Below are 19,938 nucleotides of genomic sequence, written 5' to 3'. Positions count from 1 at the left end.
CGCAAGCTACAGCAGGTGGTACCGGGGCTGCTTGGCAGCACTGCTGACCACCACTGCCCTTGGCCTCCAGGCCGCCCCCTTCACCGCCGGCAACCTAGTACTAGTGCGCGTGGGCGACGGCACCGCCGCCGTGGCCACTGGCACGGCGGCGGCCGTGTTTCTGGATGAATACACGCCCAACGGTAACCTGGTACAGACCATAGCGCTGCCTACCACCGGCAGCGGCACGCAGAAGCAGTTCACCCTAACCGCCAGCGCCTCCTCGGAGGGCATGCTGACTCTCTCGGCCGACCGGCGTTACCTTACGCTGGTGGGCTACGACGCGGCGCCCGCTACGGCTTCGGTTACGGCTTCGGCGGCAGCTCGGGTAGTGGCCCGCATCGACGCCAACGGCAACGTGGATACCTCCACCGGCCTAACCGATGCATACCTGGCCAGCAGCCCGCGCGGCGCCGTCACCGACGACGGCACGCGCTACTGGCTGGCGGGCACCGGCTCGCCCACCAGCAGCGGCGGCACGCGCTACGCGACGCTGGGCGCTACGACCTCCACGCTGCTGAGCACCGCCCCGACCAACGTGCGCGCCGTCGGCATTTACGGCGGGCAACTGTACAACTCCTCGGCTTCGGGCTCGAACATCGGGGTGAATGCCGTGGGCACGGGACTGCCTACTACGGCCGGGCAGACGACTACGCTGGTAATTCCGGGCCAGGGCTCGAGCCCTTCGCCCTACGGCTTCGTGCTGGTGGACATGGACGCTTCCGTGGCTGGGCCCGACGTGGCTTATGTAGCCGACGACCGCGTGGCCACGGGCGCCGGCGGGGGCATCAACAAGTATTCGTTGGTCGGGGGCACCTGGGTCTACAACGGCAACATTGCGTCCACGGTGGGGTTGCGCGGCTTGGCTGTGCAGGCGGTGGGCAATTCGGCTACGCTCTACGCCACGGCTACTGACGCGTTGTACTCGACGACCGATGTGACCGGCTACAACGCGGCGCCCGCCGCGGGTTCTTCCCTGGCCACCATCAAGACGGCGGCGGCAAATACGGTGTTCCGGGGCGTGTCGTTTGCGCCCGTCAATGCGGCTAGCCAAACGCCTTCCATTGCCAGCTTCTCGCCCCTGAGCGGACCGGCCGGTACGGTGGTGACCATTCTCGGCTCCAACTTCACCGGGGCCACGGCCGTCAGCTTCAACGGCACGGCCGCGACGAGCTTCACGGTTAACTCGGCGACGAGCATCACGGCCACGGTGCCGACGGGCGCCAGCTCGGGCACCATTGCCGTGACCACGCCCGGCGGCACGGCTACGTCCAGCCTGAGCTTTACGGTGACGGCGCCCAACCCGGCCCCGACGCTGACCAGCCTTTCGCCCAACACCGCCGTGGCCGGCAGCGCCGGCTTCACGCTCACGGTGACCGGCTCGAATTTCTCGGCGGCTTCGGTGGTGAACTTCAACGGCACGGCCCTGACGACCACCTATGTAAACACGGCTCAACTAACGGCGGCGGTGCCGGCCTCGGCCGTGGCTACGGCCGGGACCTACGATGTGACCGTAACCAACCCCGCCCCGGGCGGCGGCACCTCGGCTCCGCTACCTTTTACGGTAACTTCGGCGACGCCCGCTCCGACCCTTGCCAGCTTCACGCCCACCAGTGGCCCAGTCGGCACGGTGGTGACTATCACCGGGACGAACCTGACGGGCGCAACCGCAGTGTCGTTTAACGGCACGGCCGCTACGGCCTTCACGGTCAACTCGGCGACGAGCATCACGGCCACCGTGCCGACGGGCGCCACCTCCGGCGCCATTGCCGTGACCACCCCGGGCGGCACGGCCACCTCGACGGTCAGCTTTACGGTGACGGCGCCCAACCCGGCCCCGACGCTGACCAGCCTTTCGCCCAACACCGCCGTGGCCGGCAGCGCCGGCTTCACGCTCACGGCCACCGGCACCGGATTTGTCGCCGGTTCCGTTGTCAATTTCAACGGCGTGGCTTTGACCACGACCTTCGTCTCGGCCACGCAGTTGACGGCCACCGTACCCGCCACCTCTGTTGCCACGGCCGGCATTTATAATGTAACGGTGACCAACCCGGCTCCCGGCGGCGGCACCTCCGGCGCGGTAACGTTTACCGTGACCACCCCGACGCCGGCGGCCCCGACCATTGCCAGCTTCGCGCCCACCAGCGGCCCGGTCGGCACGGTGGTGACCATCACCGGCACCGATCTGACGGGCGCAACCGCAGTGTCGTTTAACGGCACGGCCGCGACGAGCTTCACGGTCAACTCGGCGACGAGCATCACGGCCACGGTGCCGACGGGTGCCAGCTCGGGCACCATTGCCGTGACCACGCCCGGCGGCACGGCTACCTCGACGGCCTCTTTCACCGTAACGGTGCCCAACCCGGCCCCGACCATCACGGCCGTTTCGCCCAACACCGCCGTGGCCGGCAGTGCGGGCTTCACGCTGACGGTGACCGGTACCGGCTTCGTCGCCGGCTCGGTGGTAAACTTCAACGGCACGGCCCTGACGACCACGTTTGGCTCGGCTACCTCGCTGACGGCGGCGGTGCCGGCCTCAGCTATTGCTACGGCCGGTACTTATAATGTAACGGTGACCAACCCGGCGCCCGGCGGCGGTACCTCCGGCGCGGTAACGTTTACCGTGACCACGCCTACGCCGGCCGCTCCAACCCTTGCCAGCTTCACGCCCACCAGTGGCCCAGTCGGCACGGTGGTGACCATCACCGGGACGAACCTGACGGGCGCAACCGCAGTGTCGTTTAACGGCACGGCCGCTACGGCCTTCACGGTCAACTCGGCGACGAGCATCACGGCCACGGTGCCGACTGGCGCCAGCTCGGGCACCATTGCCGTGACCACGCCCGGCGGCACGGCTACCTCGACGGCCAGCTTTACGGTGACGGCGCCCAACCCGGCCCCGACGCTGACCAGCCTTTCGCCCAACACCGTGGCGGCCGGCAGTGCGGGCTTCACGCTGACGCTGACCGGCACGAACTTCGTATCGGGCGCGGTGGTGACTTTCAACGGCACGGCCCTGACCACGACCTTCGTCTCGGCCACGCAGTTGACGGCCACCGTGCCGGCCTCGGCTATTGCCACGGCCGGCACTTACAACGTGACCGTGACCAACCCCGCCCCGGGCGGCGGTACCTCCGGCGCGGTGACCTTCACCGTCACGACCCCGACGCCGGCCGCTCCGACCATTGCCAGCTTCACGCCCACCAGCGGGCCGGTCGGCACGGTGGTGACCATCACCGGGACGAACCTGACGGGCGCAACCGCAGTGTCGTTTAACGGCACGGCCGCGACGAGCTTCACGGTTAACTCGGCGACGAGCATCACGGCCACCGTGCCGACGGGCGCCACCTCCGGCACCATTGCTGTGACCACGCCCGGCGGCACGGCCACTTCGACGGCCAGCTTTACGGTGACGGTGCCCACGCCGGCTCCGACCATCACGGCCGTTTCGCCGACGAGCGGGGCCGTGGGCACGGTGGTGACCATCACGGGCACCAACCTGACGGGCGCCACGGCAGTGGCGTTCAACGGCGTCAACGCCCCGGGCTTTACCGTGGTTAGTGCCACCAGCATCACGGTGCCGGTGCCTGCCGGCGCTACCTCGGGCACGATTTCGGTGACCACGCCCGGCGGCACGGCCACCAGCACGGTAACCTTCACGGTGACGACCACCACGGCAGCCTACGCGGGCAAGCTGCAGGGGCTGAGCGTGTACCCCAACCCGGTGACCGAGGTGCTGCACGTGCGCCTGGCCGGCGCCGTGCCCGCTGCCGAAGTAACGGTGCTGGATATGCTCGGCCGCCCCGTGTGGACCGGCCGCCTAGCCGCCGACGGCAGCTTGGACCTGCGCCAGCTGCCGACCGGGCAGTACTTGGTGAAAGTGGCCACCAAAGACGGAGCCGCTACCAGCCGTATTTCCAAGCGCTAACGCCGCGTCGTAGTTCAAAAAAGGCCCCTGCCAGCGCGGTAGGGGCCTTTTTTTATACTCAGACAGGTAACTGCTAGGTAACAAATCGTTAACAATGAACTCGACAGGCCGGCGGAGGCGAATGGTACTTTTGTATCTTAGTTCGCTCCAACTCTCTCTCACTTCAGCCCGTTTGCATGACACAACGATTTACCCGCAATTCCGCCGGTTCACTCCGACACTTGAGGTGGCTTGTCGCCCTGTTGTTATTTGGCTCTCCGCTGATAGGGTGGGGGCAGACGACGATTGTCAATTACGATTTTAATAACCTCGCAGGCGGCAGTATTGCTCCCAGCGCAGTGACGCCGCTTGCTACTGCCTCTGGAGTTACGTCTACTTTCTCTAGTTCGGAATCCAGCGTTACGTCATTCAGTGGAGTGGCTACTACGGCCGCGGCGTTTACTGCCAATTCCACCAGCGGGCAGGCTGTGGCATTGACCAGTGCCGCCAACAATGGCAAGTACTTTCAGTTTTCCCTTGCGGGGACCGGGCTGAGCTCGTACAAAACGTATAAGGTATATGCTCAGGCGCAGCGTTCGTCCAATAATCCTACTGTTGCTACGCTCTCTTATAGTACCGACGGGACCAGCTTTACCGATTTCACTACCACCACGTTAACCTTGGGCAACGGCAGCTTCAACGCGCAAACGTTTGACCTATCGGGGGTAACGGCGTTAAACCTGCAGTCTGCCGTATATTTCAGGCTGACGTTTGCCAGCTCAGGTACCGGAACCATCCGGGTTGATAACTTCCAAGTTCAGGCAGTCGGCCCTATTAATACCCCGACGCTTGGCGCCACTACCGCTTGCCCCGGCGGCACCCTCGACGTAACGTTTACCGCTGCCGGCACTTTCGACGCCGCTAACAACTTCAACGTGGAGCTGTCCGGCCCGACCGGCACGTTTGCGGCCTCGCCGCCCGTCATCGGTTCGGCGCAGAACAACAACACCGCCCAGCAAACCATCACGGCTACTATTCCGACGGGCACTGCCGGCGGTACCGGCTACCGCGTCCGTGTTACGGCCGACAATCCTGCCTTTACCAGCTCCACGTCCAGCACCTTTACCGTTGCCGGCGTCAGTATCGCCCCCACGGCTACGCAGAACATTGTGACGGGGGCTAACGGCACGCAGCTGACCGCCACCACCACTGGCTCGTCTTCGGCGCGACAATGGGTTTCGGGCCCGTCGGCTACGGGGCCATTCACGGCCATCGGCACCCAGACGGGCACTACCTACACCCCGAACTTCAGCACGGTTGGCACCTACTTCGTCGCCGTTCAGTCAATTTTCGCGTGCGGTACCGTTACCAGCAACACCGTGCAGGTAAACGTAGCCGACCCGGCTCCGGCCCCCACCATTTCCACCTTCACCCCCGATAACGGCGTTGCGGGTACCCCGGTGACCATTACGGGCACTGACTTCACCGGCGCCACGGCGGTAACCTTCAACGGGGTGGCCGCCGCTAGCTACACCGTCAACTCGGCCACCAGCATCACGGCCACGGCCCCGGCTAGCGTCAGCACTGGCCCCTTGGCCGTGACCACGCCGGGCGGCACGGCTACGTCGGCCACCAGCTTCACCGTCAACAACCCCATCCCGAGCATCAGCAGCCTGTCGCCGAACACGGCCCTGACCGGCGCCACCATTGCCACGCTGACCATCAACGGCAGCAGCTTCGTCAGCGGCGCGACCGTGACTTTCGCCGGCACGGCCTACACGGCCACCTTCGTGAATGCCGGGCGCCTGACCGTGGCCAACGTAGCAGTGCCTGCCACGGCCGGCACCTACGACGTGACCGTAACCAACCCCGCGCCCGGGGGCGGCCAATCGGCCGCGGCCACCTTTACCGTCAACGCGCCGTTCACGGGCCTGATCGAAGACTTCGAAACCGGCACGAAAACGGGGTATCCGGCGGCCAGCGTAACCATCACCACCGGCAGCTGGACCTTCTCCGACGCCCTGCTCGGGACGGACGCCAACGACAAGAAAACCGGCAGCAAATCCGCCCGCCTGCGCGGCAATGCCTCCATTGCCATGGATTTTGACAAGGCCAGCGGTGCGGGCGTCATCACGCTGTACGCGGCCTCGTACGGCAGCGACTCGGCCATTCCGTTTGTGGTGGAAGTGTCCAACGACGGTGGCAACAGCTACACGGCCTACGCCAGCGCCTCTACGTCGATAACCGGCACGCTGACGGCCTACACCTTCACCGCCAACGTGGCCGGCCCGGTGCGCGTGCGCGTGCGCACCATCGGCGGCTCCACGTCTACCCGCGTCAACATCGACGACCTCTCCATTGCCGACTTCGTGCCGGCCGGGGCGGAAATCAGCGTAAAGCAAACGACGGCGGGCACCAACGTCAACACCGGCAACACGGTGAGCGTGGCCTCGGCCCAAGTGGGGGCCTTCACCGACCTGAGCTTCACCATCACCAACCTGGGCAGCCAGCCCCTGGTGCTCGGCACCATCACCGCCGCCAACGCGGAGTTTGCCCTGACCGGCGCCGACCCCTCGGGCAGCACGGTGGCGGCCAACGGCACGGTGAGCGTCACGGTGCGTTTCGCGCCCACGGCGGCCGGCCCGCGCACCGGCTCCATCAGCATTCCGAGCAACGACGCGACGGACAACGAAAACCCCTTCGTCATCAACTTCACCGGCATCGGCTCGGGGCTGTATTACGCCAAGGCCACCGGGGACCTGAACGACCCGACCACCTTCGGCATCAACGCCGACGGTTCGGGCATGTCGCCGGTTGATTTCACCTCCGACGGGCAGGTGTTCAACGTGACGGGCACCGGCCGCACCATCAGCGCCAACCTCGCAATTTCCGGCTCGGGCTCCAAGCTGGTGCTGGCTCCCAACGCCTCGCTGATCATCCCGGCCGCGTTCAACTACACCGGCCCGCTCGACCTGGGGGCCGGCAGCACCTTGGTGATGCAAAACAGCACCGTGGCCTACACCCTGGGCACCATCGACGCCAGCAGCACCGTTGAATTCGCCCAGAGCGGCACGTTCGTGGTACCGACGGCCCCCAGCTACGGCAACCTGAAGCTGACCGGCGGCACCAAGACCCTGGGCAGCGGCACCCTGGTGGTGCGCGGCAACTTCACCGTCGACAACGTGACCAACTTCAACGGCGCCAGCTCGCCGTTTACCACGCTGAGCCTGCTTGGCAATTTCACCAGCCTGGGCACCGTCACCTACGGTCCCGTTGCCAACGGTTTCACCCTGCAGCTCGACGGCACCGCCGCGCAGACGCTGGCCGGCAACGGCAGCCCCATCAGCCTCTACCGCCTCATTAATAACAACACAGCCGGTGCCGTGCTCACCGCGGCCGGCAACACGACCCTCGTGCTGGGCAACACCACCACCGGCAGCAACGGCGGCGGGCTGGTGCTGACGGCGGGTACCACCCTGACGCTGAACAGCAACACCATTACCCTCGCCGCCAACGCCACCTCCACGGGCACCGGCACCATTATTGGCGCCTCCGCGGGCACCGTGAACGTGGCTAAGTCGGGCGCCGCAGACCCCGGCACCCTCTACTTCGGCACCGGTGAAACGCTGGGCACGCTCACGCTGGCCCCCACCGGCAGCGGCGACGAACTGACTCTGGGCAGCAACGTCACCATCACTACCCTGAACCTGACCAGCGGCGTGCTCGGGCTGAACGGCAAAGCACTGACGCTGAGCGGGCCGGTCAATTCGGTTGCCGGGCAGCTACGCGGCTCCGCCGCCAGCAGCCTCACGTTCACCGGCTCGGGCAGCATCGGCGCCCTGGATTTTGTGAACACCACCGCCTCGCTGGCCTCGCTTGTGCTCAACCGCACCACCAACGACCTGATTTCCCTGACCGAAACCCTGACGGTGGGGAACGTGACTTTCACGGGCGGGTCGCTGTCGTTTAGCGGCTCCACCCGCCTCACCGTGACGGGCACGGTAACGGGCGGCACGGCCATCAGCTACACCAACGCCATGACGCGCCAGACGCCCGCCAGCACCACCACGGCGACGCTGAGCTTCCCGCTCGGCGGCGCTCTGGGTTTCTACCGGCCCGTCTCGCTGGCCCTCACCCAGAGCAGCAGCACGTCGGTAACGGGCTACACGGCCCGGATTCAGGAACTGACGGGCAATGGCCGGGGCGTAACGGCTCCGCTGACCAATGTGTCGGGCATTCGGTACTTCTCGCTGGCGAAAGAAACCGGCGGGGCCAGCTTCACCAGCGGCACCGTCACGCTCAGCTTCGGCGAGGATGATGGCGTGAACGACGCGGCCACGCTGCGCCTGGCCCGCTCGTCTGGTCCGGGTACGCCGTACGCGGATTTGGGCTCGCCCACCGTCACCATCACGGGCACCGGCCCCAGCTTCCTCAGCGGCACCGTGGCGGCCATCAGCACGGCCCTGGGCGACATCAGCCTGGCCACCGATGCGGCCACGCCCGGCACCAACCCGCTGCCCGTGGTCCTGACCGATTTCACTGCCCGGGCTCAGGGCAACGGCGCCATGCTGGAGTGGACCACCGCCCAAGAGAAAAACAGCGCGTACTTCGAGGTGCTGCGCTCCATCGACGGCGGGCGGGAGTTTGAGGCCGTTGGCCGGGTACAGGCGGCAGGCCACAGCAGCAGCGCCCGCCAGTACACCTTCCTCGATGCCCGCCGCCCCGGTTGCACCGTGTACTACCGCCTGCGCCAGGTCGACCTCGACGGTACGGCCACGCTTTCTTCTGCCGTGGCCCTGCAGGCCCTTGGCGCCGAGGTAACGCTCTATCCCAACCCCACCTCGGCGCGCTTGGCCCTGCGCAGCAGCGCCCCGGTGGCCAAGTGGCAGGTTGAGGGCTTGGCTGGTCAGGTGGTGCTGCAGGGAGGCTCCGTCGAAACCAGCATCGACGTGACCCGTCTGCCCGCCGGTACCTACAGCCTCAATGTGACCCTGACCGACGGCACTCACTTGCGGAAGCGCTTTGTGAAGCAGTAGGCAGCAAGCCGCTGGTGACTTTTAGCAACGAGCAGCCCACGCCTGGGCTGCTCGTTTTTTTGTCACTCGGGTAGCCGCAGCCGGCGAAGTCATATTGGAAGCGCGGTGGCAGTGGGCTAGGCGTTGCCCAAATGAGCATGGAGCTGGACAACACCGGGTTTGTCTTCCACTCCTGCGGGGCTGCGGCAATTGTTTGCCGGGCCAACCGGAGCGGAGCGGCCACGGACCACCACCCGCAGGCAGGCGCAGCTAGTACCGGGAAGTACGGCGCCACTGCCGCTAAGCAGGAAACGGAAGCGGTAGTTTGAAGAAAATCAGCCAAGAAAGGCAGTTAGCAGGCCGCAGGCTGGGTCGTAGCCCGTCAACATTTCTCGGCGCTTGTTCAGACGGGGGCTTGGGCCCTACCTTTGCACTCAGCCCTGGCTGCGCCTTGTAACCGGGGCTTTTGTATGCCTTATATTTTCCCTAAACGGGAAGATTCAGTATGATTTTTATCATTTGTGGAACTGTCATGATTTGAGCTATACACAAGTAGAGGAAAATTTATATAATTTTGGTTTCAAGTAGTAGATAAGCGTGGTAGTAGGCAAACCCACCACGCTAACCCCCATTACTTGTCTGAGACGTTCCATTCCAACTCCTTTTGCATGATTAACAATTTTACGAGGCTCCTCCTAATAGTATTAGGGTCAGGAATCGGGTATGCAGCCCACGCGGCTACCGAACCTACTGCGCAGCCTACGGTGGGCTATAACCCGGTCAGTGGAGCTACTGCTACTGCACCTTCGGCCGGCCTGAAATTGACCAGCGGTGACGGCACTCGTTACCTGGTTGTGGTGCGCCTGAGCACCGTAAGCCGCGTGGCACCTACCGATGGCGTGACCTACTCGCCCAGCCTGACTTACGGCACCACCGGCACCAACCGCACGACCGGCGCGGGCAACTACGTGGTGTACGCCGACGTGCCGCCCACCGCGGCAACGTTCAACAAAATCACCGTGGCGGGCCTGGCGGCCAACTCTTCCTACGTGGTCGACGTGTACGCCTACAACCAAGACGGCAGCGGCACCGATTACCTCCAAACCAACCCGTCCACGCTGTCTTTCCTGGCCCTGCCCACCTATACCTGGAACAACGCCAGCGCCAGCACCAGCAACCCGGCAGATTTTGGCACGGCTACCAACTGGTCGCCCAACCGCATCCTGCCTAACCCGACCTCCGGCAACCCGACGCCCAACGCCAACGACGTATTGGTATTTGACGGCGCCGTGACCAGTGCCCCGACGGTGCAAATTGCCCGTGACTTCGGCAGCAACCGCGACGAGCAGATCTTTGGTCAGCTGTATATCGTTAACAACGCTGTTCCGACGTTCTACGCGCCGAGCACTGCCAACACCGCCGGTACCCTGCAAATCGGCAATACCGGTACCACCGGAGACGATTTTGTAATTGAATCCGGCTCGGGCGTCACCATGACCACCGGCTCGAACACCAACAACCGCTACATCGTGGTCAACCTGCCCACGGGCAGCACGGCCAGCATCAGCGGTTCGTACCAGAACGTGCTTGGCACCAGCACCAACATTCCGCAGCGCTTCGTTGCGGCCGACGCCGGCGCCATTCGGTTCCGCAGCGGGTCGCTCTTCAGCTCGGCGGAAGTAGTGGGTCATCCGTTCGGCACCACCGCCACCACCGAAAACCCCGTAGGCAACGTGGCAACGGGCAAAGCCGGTGCAGGTTCCGTCGTGTTTGAATCCGGCTCGGTCTTCGAGCAGCGCAGCGGCCTTGATCCGTTCGGTAACGGTGGCTCGGCCGTAGCCGTTTTCCAGGGCGGTAGCACCTACCGCTACTTCGGCGGCACCTTCTCCGAAGCAGCCCGCACCTACGGCAACCTGGATTTCCGGTTGAGCTACACCACGGCCGGCACTTTTGCCACCACCATCCAAAACAGCCTGCTCGCCTCGGGCGGCGCTATTGTCAACCTGAACAACACCGGTGGCGTCACCATCGGCGGCAACATCGAGATTGGCAGCGGCTCGCAGCTGACCTTCAACCCGGCTACTGCGGCTGATGTTACCCTCAACGGCACCGGCGCCGTGCAAACCATTGGTACGGCCGGGGCTACGATTTTGGGCAGCAATGCCACGCTGGTGCTCGACAACCCGTTGGGTGTTCGGTTGTTGCGCCCGATTGACGTTCCCAAAGCTTTGCGTTTCACGGGGCGGAGCGGCCACCTCATCGGCAGCAGCACCAATTACCTGAGCATGCCGACGTCGGCCTCCGTCCTCGGCGCCAGCCGCACGAGCTACGTGGAAGGTCTGATGGTGCGCTCGGCTACGGGCAGCGGCGTGTACGCTGCTTCGAGCAGCACCGGCCTTTTCTTCCCGATCGGTACGCCCAACGGTTACGGCCCGGTTACGTTGTCCCTGACGCAATCCAGTGCCTCGGCCTCTTATCAGTTTGAAGCCATTGCCGACCGCGCCCCGCTGTACACGTTGCCCACGGGTGCCAATGCGCTGCAACGCGTGTCGGGCGTACGCTACTACAGTGGCTACACCAACGCTTCGTTCACCAACGCGCAGATTTCCCTGGGCTTCATCGGCATCGACCAAGTTGATGCTCCGGCTACCCTGCGTATTGCGCAGAGTGCGTTCGGGCGTTGGAATGATATCGGCGGCTCGGTAACGGGTGCGCAAGCTGATGGGGCGTCTTTCCTGGCCGGTACCGTTGCCAGCACGACGGCCATTACCACGATTACGGAATTCACGCTGGCCACCACCAACTACAGCAACGCCCCCGGCAACAACCCGCTGCCCGTGGAGCTGACCAGCTTCACGGCCGAGCGCCGCAATGCCGACGCGCTGCTGCGCTGGACCACGGCCCTGGAAAAGAACAGCGCTTACTTTGAAGTGCAGCGCAGCCGCGACGGCCGCGAGTTCCAGACCATTGGCAAAGTGCAGGCCCAAGGCAACAGCACCCGTGCCATTGATTACAGCTTCCTCGACAAAGCCGCGGCCGGTACCGTATACTACCGCCTGCACCAGGTGGACCTCGACGGCACGGCTACTGACTCGCGCATCGTGGTACTCGGTGGTTCGGAACAGCTGCTCGTGTCGGCCTACCCCAACCCCGTACAGCACGAGCTGCACCTGCAACTGGGCGAAAACCCGGTGCAGTGGAGCGTGCTGAGCCTGCTGGGCCAGCCCCTGCGTCAAGGCAAGGCATTTGGCGAGGCTACCGTGGACCTGAGCACCCTGCCCGCTGGCAGCTACCAGCTGGAAATCCGCAGCGGCACCCAGCGCGTCGTTCGTTCCCTGATCAAAACCAACTAACGGCTGCGCATCAAGCGCTGTTTGCAACGACCACCGCTCCAGCGGTGGTCGTTTTTTTGTATATATCAGTGAATTAAATATAAATATATGTATAAAAAATACTATATTGTCCTGCTTCATCTGCTACCCCACAACCCGCATGAAAACTTCCTCCCATGGCCGTGGCCAAGTGTTGCGGTCGGTTACGTGGGCTCTTTGGGCCTTGGGCTTCGTCCCCGGAATGGCAGTAGCCCAACAGAGCGTTTCCGGCGACGGAGCCGCCGGAGGGCCACCCCCCGCCGAAGCGACCAAACCGGCCGGTACTGCCGCGGCTCCGTCGGCCGCCAGCGGGTTGACGGCTACTGCTGCTCCTCAAGGCGTGCTGCTGACCTGGACGGCTCCGCCCGTCAAAACCCCGCTGCGTTTTGAAGTCGAGCGGTCTACCGATGGCAGCGTGTTTCGATTAGTCGGCGTAGTCACAACTGCCCAGGGCAGCGCCTACCGGTTTATGGACACCAGTGCGGGCGGCGGCACGGTGTATTACCGGCTGCGGCAACCGGTGGCCGGGGGCAGCGGCACGTCCGCCGTGCTCACCTATACCCCCGAAAACGTTGCGTGGCAGCCCAGCCCCAACCCGGCAACGGATTGGCTCAGCTGCGGCAACGCCAGCGGCGAGTACCGCATTCTGGATGCCGCGGGCCGCACCGTGCTTACCGGCCGTTTGGCGGCCGGGCAGCGCATCGACGTGCGGCGGCTGCGCAACGGCAACCACACGCTGGAGTTACGCACGGGCACCCTGCGCACGACGCGCACCTTCCTCAAATACGCGCCCGAATAACGCCACCAACTATTGGCTTCGTGCCCTCAGCAACGCGCCCCGCCGGGAGTACCGGCGGGGCGCGTTGCTGAGGGCACGAAACTGTGGCTTACTGGCCGGGTTGGGTGCTGCCGGCAGCACCGCCGCGCTTCACCACCCGCGCCGCCGTTTCGAAGTGGGCCCACAGGTCGGGCTCGTCCTGCTCGTACACGCGGAAGTAGGTGCGCAGTTGCTCGATGGTGCGGGCGTTCTGCTTGATAAGACGCTCCAAGCCCTGACGGCCTGTGCTGCCCTCAGCGTCGTTGAGCCGGCCTTCGTTGATGTTGCGGCGCAACTCGCTGGTCAGCGTCATGGCCTCGCGGTAGTGCTCGGGCGTGAAGCGCCGCTTCGTCAGCGCCTCGCTGCGCTCGGGAGCTAGGCTCAGCAGCCGGCGTGCCTCCTCAACAAACGACGATTCGCTCAGCTTGTGCAAGCGGCTTACCTGCCCGGCCAGGGCCAGCAGGCGCGCATCGCGGGTGCTGGTGGCCACCGCCTGCAAGCCCACCACGAGGCGGCGCAGCAATTGGGTGAGTTGGTTGCGCTGGCCTTTTTTGCGCTCGGCGTTGCCGTCGTTGTCTGCGGCCAGCACGGCCTGGGCCATGTCCTGGGCCTGGGTCAGCGCCTCGCTGAGCTGCTGCCGCAGCGGTGCTACGTCGGTTTCGATATCGGCGTAAACCGCTTTGTCGGCGAGAAGAAACGCATTCAGCGCCTCGTCACGGCGCAGGCGGGCCTCGATCAGGTCATTTTTCATACTACGGATAGCACAAGGAAGTGAGAAAGGCCGCCAAGGTAAAAAGAATGCCGCGGCACGCCAACGAACGACCCGCCCCGGGGCGCCAGCCGTGCGCATCCGGTTTTCAACCCTGGCCGCTGGGTTTCCACTTCTGCTAGGTAGTTTTCCACTCCTGCCCAGGCGGTTGGGCTCCCTGCGCTCCGATTTTCCGCGTGTGCCTGCGCCGTTTCGGCCCTTGAGCACGGTGTCGTCGGCCCTACGCGACGAGTTTCCACCCTGGCGCACCGTTCTGCGCGGCAACGCGGGCGTCGTCGTTCCCAACCGGCAGGCGGCGGCCCCAACCGCCGCCGGTTCGGTCAACTGACCTTCGGCGCGGCCAACCGACCGCATTCACGTATATATAAGATGTGTAATGTATTTTATGCAGCTTCGCATGAGCCAACCGTGTGAGTAATGAAAAACCCCTTCTACCGCAAGGCAGAAGGGGTTGGCAATCAAAACCCGGGAGCAGGGGGGCTACACCGAAAAACTTTCGCCGCAGCCGCAGGTGCGCGAGGCGTTGGGGTTGTTGAAGAAGAAGCCCTTGCCGTTCAACCCGTCGGAGAAGTCCAGCTCGGTGCCAGCCAGGTAGAGGAAGCTCTTCATGTCGACCACCACCCGAACGCCCTTGTCTTCAAACTCCTGGTCCATGGGCTTTACTTCGTCGTCGAAGTCGAGCTTGTAGCTCAGGCCCGAGCAGCCGCCGCCGGCCACCGAGGCGCGCAGGCGGAAAGCGTCGGTAAGGCCCGCGTCGGCGCGCAGGGCGGTTACTTTCTCTTTGGCCTTGTCAGAAACGGTAATCATGTCGCTTGTCAGTTGTCGGTTGCCAGTTGTCAGGCGGCCGCGTCAGCTGGGAAGTGGCGCGTCCTGTCTGATAACAAACAACTAGGAAGAAGGATTCAGCACGACGCTAAACACGGTAATGGTGTTCAGGTCGCGGCCGTAGTAGAGTTTGTCGAGGGCTTCGTAGGCGTTGTGGGCCCGGAAATAGGAGGTTTGCAGCTCCTTGTCGCCGCGGGCCCGCCACTGAATGGTGTAGGAGGCTTCCGCGTCGCGCGAGGATTGCACGTAACCGAGCATCTTGCGCAGCGCGTCGAGCTTGTCGTAGCCGAGCTCGTAGCGAAACAGGAAACTCTGCTGGTGGCGCGGGTTGACGGTAATCAGGTCGAGCCGCGTCTGCCCGTCGATCTGGCGGAAATCAAACACGAGCTGGTCAGCCGGCAAGCCCAAGGCTTCCGCAATCTGCCGCTGCAGGCGCGCACTCTCTACGTGCACGTCGGGGGAAACTTCCATTCGGTACAGAAGTGAGAGGTTAGAACTTAGAAGTGAGAAGTCAGCCCCGGTTCGGAGTCCGACTTCTCACTTCTACGCTCTCAGTTCCACTTAGTGGTGCGACTTGGCGGCTTCCAGTTCCGGCAGGCCGTTTTTCACGCGGTAGTCGTTGATGGCAGCCTTGATGGCGTCTTCGGCCAGCACCGAGCAGTGGATTTTGACGGGCGGCAGGGCCAGCTCCTCCACAATCTCCATGTTGTCGATGTTCAGCGCTTCGTCCACCGACTTGCCCTTCAGCCACTCCGTTGCGAGCGAGGAAGACGCAATGGCCGAGCCGCAACCGAAGGTCTTGAACTTGGCGTCGGTGATGACGTTGGTGGCTTCGTCCACCTCGATCTGCAGGCGCATTACGTCGCCGCACTCGGGGGCGCCGACCAGGCCGGTGCCCACGTTTTTCTTGCTCTTGTCCAGCGTGCCCACGTTGCGCGGGTTGCTGTAATGGTCGATTACTTTATCGGAGTAAGCCATGGCTTTTGTTGAAGTGCTTTGTTGTTGGTGCTTAGGGTTGTACTTAATTGTCAGTGCTCAGAACGAGCCAAGCACTGACAACCGAGCACTAGGCACTATTAATGCTCGGCCCACTCGATGGAGTTCAGGTCGATGCCTTCCTTGAACATCTCCCACAGCGGGGACATTTCGCGGAGCTTGGTCACGGCTTCTTTTACGTGATTGATGGCGTAGTCGATCTGCTCGTCGGTGGTGAAGCGCGAGAGGCCGAAGCGCAGGGAGCTATGCGCCAGGTCGTCGCTCAAGCCCAGGGCCTTGAGCACGTAGGAAGGCTCCAGCGAAGCCGAGGTACAGGCCGAACCCGACGATACCGCGAGGTCCTTCACGCCCATCATCAGGCCTTCGCCTTCCACGTACTTAAAGGAGATGTTGGTCACGTGGGGCAGGCGGTGCTCCCGGGAGCCGTTCACGTAGCTTTCCTCCAAGGTCAGCAGCTCGCGCTCCAGCCGGTCGCGCATGGCCGAGATGCGGGCCGTGTCCGACTCCATTTCCAGGCGGGCCAGCTCGCAGGCCTTGCCCAAGCCCACGATGCCGGGCACGTTCAGCGTGCCGGAGCGCATGCCGCGCTCGTGGCCGCCGCCGTCCATCTGGGCGGTTACTTTCACCCGCGGGTTCTTGCGACGCACGTACAGCGCACCGATGCCTTTGGGGCCGTACATCTTGTGGCCGGTGAAGGCCATCAGGTCGATGCCGTCGGCAATAACGTCGACGGGTACTTTGCCCACGGCCTGGGTGGCGTCGGAGAAGAAGAGGGCGCCGTGCTTCTTGGCAATGGCCGAAATAGCGCGGATGTCCTGCAGCACGCCGATTTCGTTGTTGCCGTACATGATGGCGACCAGGATGGTCTGCGGCGTCATGGCGGCTTCCAACTCCTCGAGGTTGATGAGGCCTTCCTCGTTGACCTGCAGGTAGGTCACGCGGGCGCCCTGCTTTTCGAGGTGCTTGCAGGTGTCGAGCACGGCTTTGTGCTCGGTGGTGGCGGTGATGATGTGGTTGCCCTTCTGGGCGTACATCTCGTACACGCCTTTGATAGCGAGGTTGTCCGACTCGGTCGCGCCCGAAGTGAAGATGATTTCCTTCGGGTCGCAGTTGATCAGCTGCGCAATCTGCTCGCGGGCGTAGTCCACGGCTTCTTCGGCCTGCCAGCCAAACGGGTGGTTGCGCGAGGCGGCGTTACCGAATTGCTCGGTGAAATAGGGCAACATAGCCTCGAGCACGCGCGGGTCCATCGGCGTGGTGGCGTTGTTGTCGAGGTAAATGGGCAGCTTGAGCATGGTGCTTAGTATTGTCGCGGGCAAAGGTAACCACTGGGCCGCGGATACCGCGAGGAATCCAGCGGAGAATGATTCGCGGGTAGAACAGCGAAACGAGGCCAGAGGTTTACTTTTGTGCGCACAAAAGTAGACACAATCCAAATAACGTCGGCGCCCCGGCTTCGGACGTTTTTTTCACTCCTTATTATATGTTCACCAACCTCGAACACCTGGGCCTGGCCGTGCAGGACCTGGAAGCCGCTACGGCCTTGTATACCACCCTGCTGGGCGCGGCGCCTTACAAGCGCGAAGCCGTGGAAAGCGAGGGGGTGGACACGGTGTTTTTCCAGGTTGGCGGCTCCAAGATCGAGCTGCTGGGCGGCACCACACCCGACAGCGCCATCACCAAGTTTGTGGCCAAAAAAGGGGAGGGGATACACCACGTCGCCTTTGAGGTGGACGACATCCGGGCGGAAATGCAGCGGCTGCGGGCCGCGGGCTTCGTGTTGCTCAACGAGGAGCCCAAGCGCGGGGCCGACAACAAGCTGGTGTGTTTTGTGCACCCCAAGTCGGCCCACGGCGTATTGGTGGAGCTCTGCCAATCTATTAAGGAGTAAGCCATGAGTCAGAAATTCCTGCGCGAGGAAGTCGACGCCGCCGTGGATGCGCTGCTGACGCAGCAAGTTATTCTCTACCCCACCGACACGGTGTGGGGCCTGGGCTGCGACGCCGAGGTGCCCCGGGCCGTCGAGAAAATCTACAAGCTCAAGCAGCGTCCGGCCGAAAAGGCCTGCATCGTGCTGGTGGCCGACGAAGCTATGTTTGCCCGCTACGCCGAACAGGTCCCCGACAACCTGACCGAGCTGCTGGCCGCGCAGCAGAAGCCGACCACCTACGTGGTGAAAGGCAGCCGCTTTCTGGCGCCCAACCTGCTGGCGCCCGACGGCACCATCGGCCTGCGCGTGGTGCAGGGCGACGAGTTTACGCATAAACTGGTGCGCCGCCTGGGCCACGGCCTGGTGTCGACCTCGGCCAACATCAGCGGGGAGCCCACGCCGGCCATTTACAAGGAAGTGGCGCCGGCCATCGTGCGCGGCGCCGAGTACGTGGTGAACTGGCGGCAGGACGACGAAACCCGCGCCGCGCCCTCGCGGGTGGTGCGGGTGCTGGCCGATGGTGGACTGGAAGTGCTGCGGGACTAGGCTAGTAAGCTGTCATTCAGAGCCGTGCGAAGGATGTTGCCGGGTGATGCTGTAACCGCCTGCCGGCGGGATTTCACGCGTGCTAAGATCCTGCGCTTTGCGGAGTACGGCTCGGTAAACGCCGACCAGCGGCTTGTGCCGTACCTTTGCCGCCAGTTTTACCCCGTTTTCGCATGAACTTGCCGCCCCAGCTGCCCGACCTGCCCCTGTTTCGTACCATTGCCGACGCCGCCCAGGAATTGGGCTACCCGGCCTACGTCATCGGTGGCTACGTGCGGGACCTCGCGCTGGAGCGCACCAGCAAGGACGTGGATGTGGTGTGCGTGGGCGACGGCATTCAGCTGGCACAGGCCGTGGGCAAACGGTTGCCCAACCGGCCGCGCGTTACGGTGTTCAAGAACTTCGGCACGGCCATGTTGCCCACGCCCGAGATTGAACTGGAGTTTGTGGGCGCGCGCAAGGAAAGCTACCGGGCCGAGTCGCGCAAGCCGGAGGTGGAAGCAGGCACGTTGGAAGAAGACCTGGCCCGCCGCGACTTCACCATCAACGCCTTGGGCCTGAGCCTGAACGCCGGCGACTTCGGCACGCTGGTGGACCGCTACAACGGCATTCAGGACCTGCAGGACGGTATCATCCGCACCCCGCTTGATCCGGACATTACCTTCAGCGACGACCCGCTGCGCATGATGCGGGCCATTCGCTTCGCCACCCAGCTCAACTTCGACATCGACCCCGACACCTTCGACGCCATTGCGCGCAACAAGGAGCGGATTCGCATCGTGTCGCAGGAGCGCATTACGACGGAGCTCAACAAGATTATCATGGCGCCGAAGCCGAGCTACGGCTTCAAGCTGTTGTTTGCCTCGGGGCTGCTGCCGCTCATCTTCCCCAAAATGGCCCTGTTGCAGGGCGTGGAAAAGCGCGGCCAGCACGCGCACAAGGACAACTTCTACCACACCCTGCAGGTGCTCGACAACGTGGTGGACGCCGGCGCCGACCTCTGGCTGCGCTGGGCGGCCATTCTGCACGACATTGCCAAGCCCGCCACCAAGCGCTTCGACCCGAAAGTGGGCTGGACCTTTCACGGCCACGAGGACAAAGGGGCGCGCTGGACGCCGGGCATCTTTGCCGACCTCAAGCTGCCCTTGGGCGAGGAAATGCGCATGGTGCAGAAGCTGGTGCGGCTGCACCTGCGCCCCATTGCCCTGGTGAAGGAAACCGTGACCGACTCGGCCGTGCGCCGCCTGCTCTTCGAGGCCGGTGACGAAATCGACCTGCTGATGAAGCTGTGCCGGGCCGACATCACCAGCAAGGACCACCAGCGCGTGGCCCGCTACCTGCGCAACTTCGACGTGGTGGAGCAGAAGCTGAAGGAGGTCGAGGAGAAAGACCACCTGCGCAACTTCAAGCCCGTCATCACCGGCGAAGTCATCATGCAGACTTTCGGCCTCGCGCCATCCAAAGCGGTTGGCGAGCTGAAGGACGCGGTGCTCGAAGCCATTCTCGACGGGCAGGTGCGCAACGAGTTCGGCGAGGCGTACCCCTTCCTGCTGGCCTTGGGGCAGCGCAAAGGCTTGGAGGTGAAGCAAGAGCTGCCGGCGCCGCAGGCCGACTAGTAAAACCCCAGCCACGGTGCCACTGCCAAAAACGACAAAGCCGGCCTGCAGAAGCAAGCCGGCTTTGTCGTTAGGCCGGGTCGAACTACGCCCGTCACTGCGAGTTC

The 19,938-nt window shown here is 64.0% G+C and carries 13 protein-coding genes; 8 read left to right on the top strand and 5 right to left on the bottom strand.

Features of this window, described 5'->3' with window-relative positions; genetic code table 11:
• Positions 1-31: 31 nt before the first annotated feature.
• From LJ737_RS19675 to LJ737_RS19660, 4 genes are all read left to right on the top strand, one after another.
• Positions 32-3,967 carry a choice-of-anchor Z repeating domain-containing protein gene (locus tag LJ737_RS19675; protein WP_227768461.1) on the top strand — a complete coding sequence of 1,312 codons (3,936 nt, stop codon included), beginning with the start codon at positions 32-34 and terminating at the stop codon, positions 3,965-3,967.
• Between the two features lie 914 nt (positions 3,968-4,881).
• Positions 4,882-8,982, top strand: a complete 4,101-nt coding sequence (locus LJ737_RS19670) for a choice-of-anchor Z repeating domain-containing protein (RefSeq protein WP_227768460.1) — start codon at positions 4,882-4,884, stop codon at positions 8,980-8,982.
• Positions 8,983-9,842: 860 nt separating this feature from the next.
• The gene (locus LJ737_RS27185) at positions 9,843-12,314 is read left to right on the top strand and encodes a T9SS type A sorting domain-containing protein (RefSeq protein ID WP_227768459.1); all 2,472 of its coding nucleotides are present in this window, start codon (positions 9,843-9,845) and stop codon (positions 12,312-12,314) included.
• Positions 12,315-12,672: 358 nt separating this feature from the next.
• Positions 12,673-13,131: a T9SS type A sorting domain-containing protein gene (locus LJ737_RS19660; protein ID WP_227768458.1), complete on the top strand. Its 459-nt coding sequence runs from the start codon at positions 12,673-12,675 to the stop codon at positions 13,129-13,131.
• Positions 13,132-13,219: 88 nt separating this feature from the next.
• Here the strand turns inward: LJ737_RS19660 and LJ737_RS19655 are convergent, their stop codons facing one another.
• A complete protein-coding gene (locus LJ737_RS19655; RefSeq protein WP_227768457.1) occupies positions 13,220-13,900 on the bottom strand; it encodes a TraB/GumN family protein in 681 nt (226 codons plus the stop codon).
• 196 nt (positions 13,901-14,096) lie between these two features.
• On the opposite strand from LJ737_RS19655, the gene LJ737_RS19650 reads away from it, so the two are divergent.
• Entirely contained in the window at positions 14,097-14,246 is a 150-nt protein-coding gene (locus LJ737_RS19650) for a hypothetical protein (RefSeq protein ID WP_227768456.1), read from the top strand.
• A gap of 152 nt (positions 14,247-14,398) precedes the next feature.
• On the opposite strand, the gene LJ737_RS19645 is transcribed toward LJ737_RS19650, so the two are convergent.
• The 4 genes from LJ737_RS19645 to LJ737_RS19630 form a co-directional block, all read right to left on the bottom strand.
• Positions 14,399-14,725, bottom strand: a complete 327-nt coding sequence (locus LJ737_RS19645) for a HesB/IscA family protein (protein ID WP_227768455.1) — start codon at positions 14,723-14,725, stop codon at positions 14,399-14,401.
• Positions 14,726-14,806: 81 nt separating this feature from the next.
• Positions 14,807-15,214: a hypothetical protein gene (locus LJ737_RS19640; RefSeq protein WP_227768454.1), complete on the bottom strand. Its 408-nt coding sequence runs from the start codon at positions 15,212-15,214 to the stop codon at positions 14,807-14,809.
• Between the two features lie 90 nt (positions 15,215-15,304).
• Positions 15,305-15,721, bottom strand: a complete 417-nt coding sequence (gene iscU / locus LJ737_RS19635; protein WP_111480135.1) for a Fe-S cluster assembly scaffold IscU — start codon at positions 15,719-15,721, stop codon at positions 15,305-15,307.
• Positions 15,722-15,819: 98 nt separating this feature from the next.
• Positions 15,820-17,034 carry an IscS subfamily cysteine desulfurase gene (locus LJ737_RS19630; RefSeq protein WP_227768453.1) on the bottom strand — a complete coding sequence of 405 codons (1,215 nt, stop codon included), beginning with the start codon at positions 17,032-17,034 and terminating at the stop codon, positions 15,820-15,822.
• Positions 17,035-17,222: 188 nt separating this feature from the next.
• Between LJ737_RS19630 and mce the strand changes: the two genes are divergently transcribed.
• The 3 genes from mce to LJ737_RS19615 all read left to right on the top strand — a co-directional run bounded on the left by mce (position 17,223) and on the right by LJ737_RS19615 (position 19,831).
• Entirely contained in the window at positions 17,223-17,630 is a 408-nt protein-coding gene (gene mce / locus LJ737_RS19625) for a methylmalonyl-CoA epimerase (RefSeq protein WP_227768452.1), read from the top strand.
• 3 nt (positions 17,631-17,633) lie between these two features.
• On the top strand, positions 17,634-18,215 hold the full coding sequence (locus LJ737_RS19620; protein WP_227768451.1) for an L-threonylcarbamoyladenylate synthase: 582 nt from the start codon (positions 17,634-17,636) through the stop codon (positions 18,213-18,215).
• A gap of 173 nt (positions 18,216-18,388) precedes the next feature.
• Positions 18,389-19,831: a CCA tRNA nucleotidyltransferase gene (locus tag LJ737_RS19615; RefSeq protein WP_227768450.1), complete on the top strand. Its 1,443-nt coding sequence runs from the start codon at positions 18,389-18,391 to the stop codon at positions 19,829-19,831.
• Positions 19,832-19,938: the final 107 nt, after the last annotated feature.

Source organism: Hymenobacter sp. 15J16-1T3B, from assembly GCF_020711235.1.
Classification (GTDB): Bacteria; Bacteroidota; Bacteroidia; order Cytophagales; family Hymenobacteraceae; genus Solirubrum.
This window is presented reverse-complemented; position numbering and strand designations above follow the sequence as displayed.

What these genes read in the sequence shown, in the direction of transcription:
- LJ737_RS19655 (WP_227768457.1), bottom strand. Translation starts at nt 13,900, where the DNA reads ATGAAAAATGACCTGATCGAGGCCCGCCTGCGCCGTGACGAGGCGCTG.
- LJ737_RS19645 (WP_227768455.1), bottom strand. Translation starts at nt 14,725, where the DNA reads ATGATTACCGTTTCTGACAAGGCCAAAGAGAAAGTAACCGCCCTGCGC.
- LJ737_RS19640 (WP_227768454.1), bottom strand. Translation starts at nt 15,214, where the DNA reads ATGGAAGTTTCCCCCGACGTGCACGTAGAGAGTGCGCGCCTGCAGCGG.
- iscU (WP_111480135.1), bottom strand. Translation starts at nt 15,721, where the DNA reads ATGGCTTACTCCGATAAAGTAATCGACCATTACAGCAACCCGCGCAAC.
- LJ737_RS19630 (WP_227768453.1), bottom strand. Translation starts at nt 17,034, where the DNA reads ATGCTCAAGCTGCCCATTTACCTCGACAACAACGCCACCACGCCGATG.
- mce (WP_227768452.1), top strand. Translation starts at nt 17,223, where the DNA reads ATGTTCACCAACCTCGAACACCTGGGCCTGGCCGTGCAGGACCTGGAA.
- LJ737_RS19620 (WP_227768451.1), top strand. Translation starts at nt 17,634, where the DNA reads ATGAGTCAGAAATTCCTGCGCGAGGAAGTCGACGCCGCCGTGGATGCG.
- LJ737_RS19615 (WP_227768450.1), top strand. Translation starts at nt 18,389, where the DNA reads ATGAACTTGCCGCCCCAGCTGCCCGACCTGCCCCTGTTTCGTACCATT.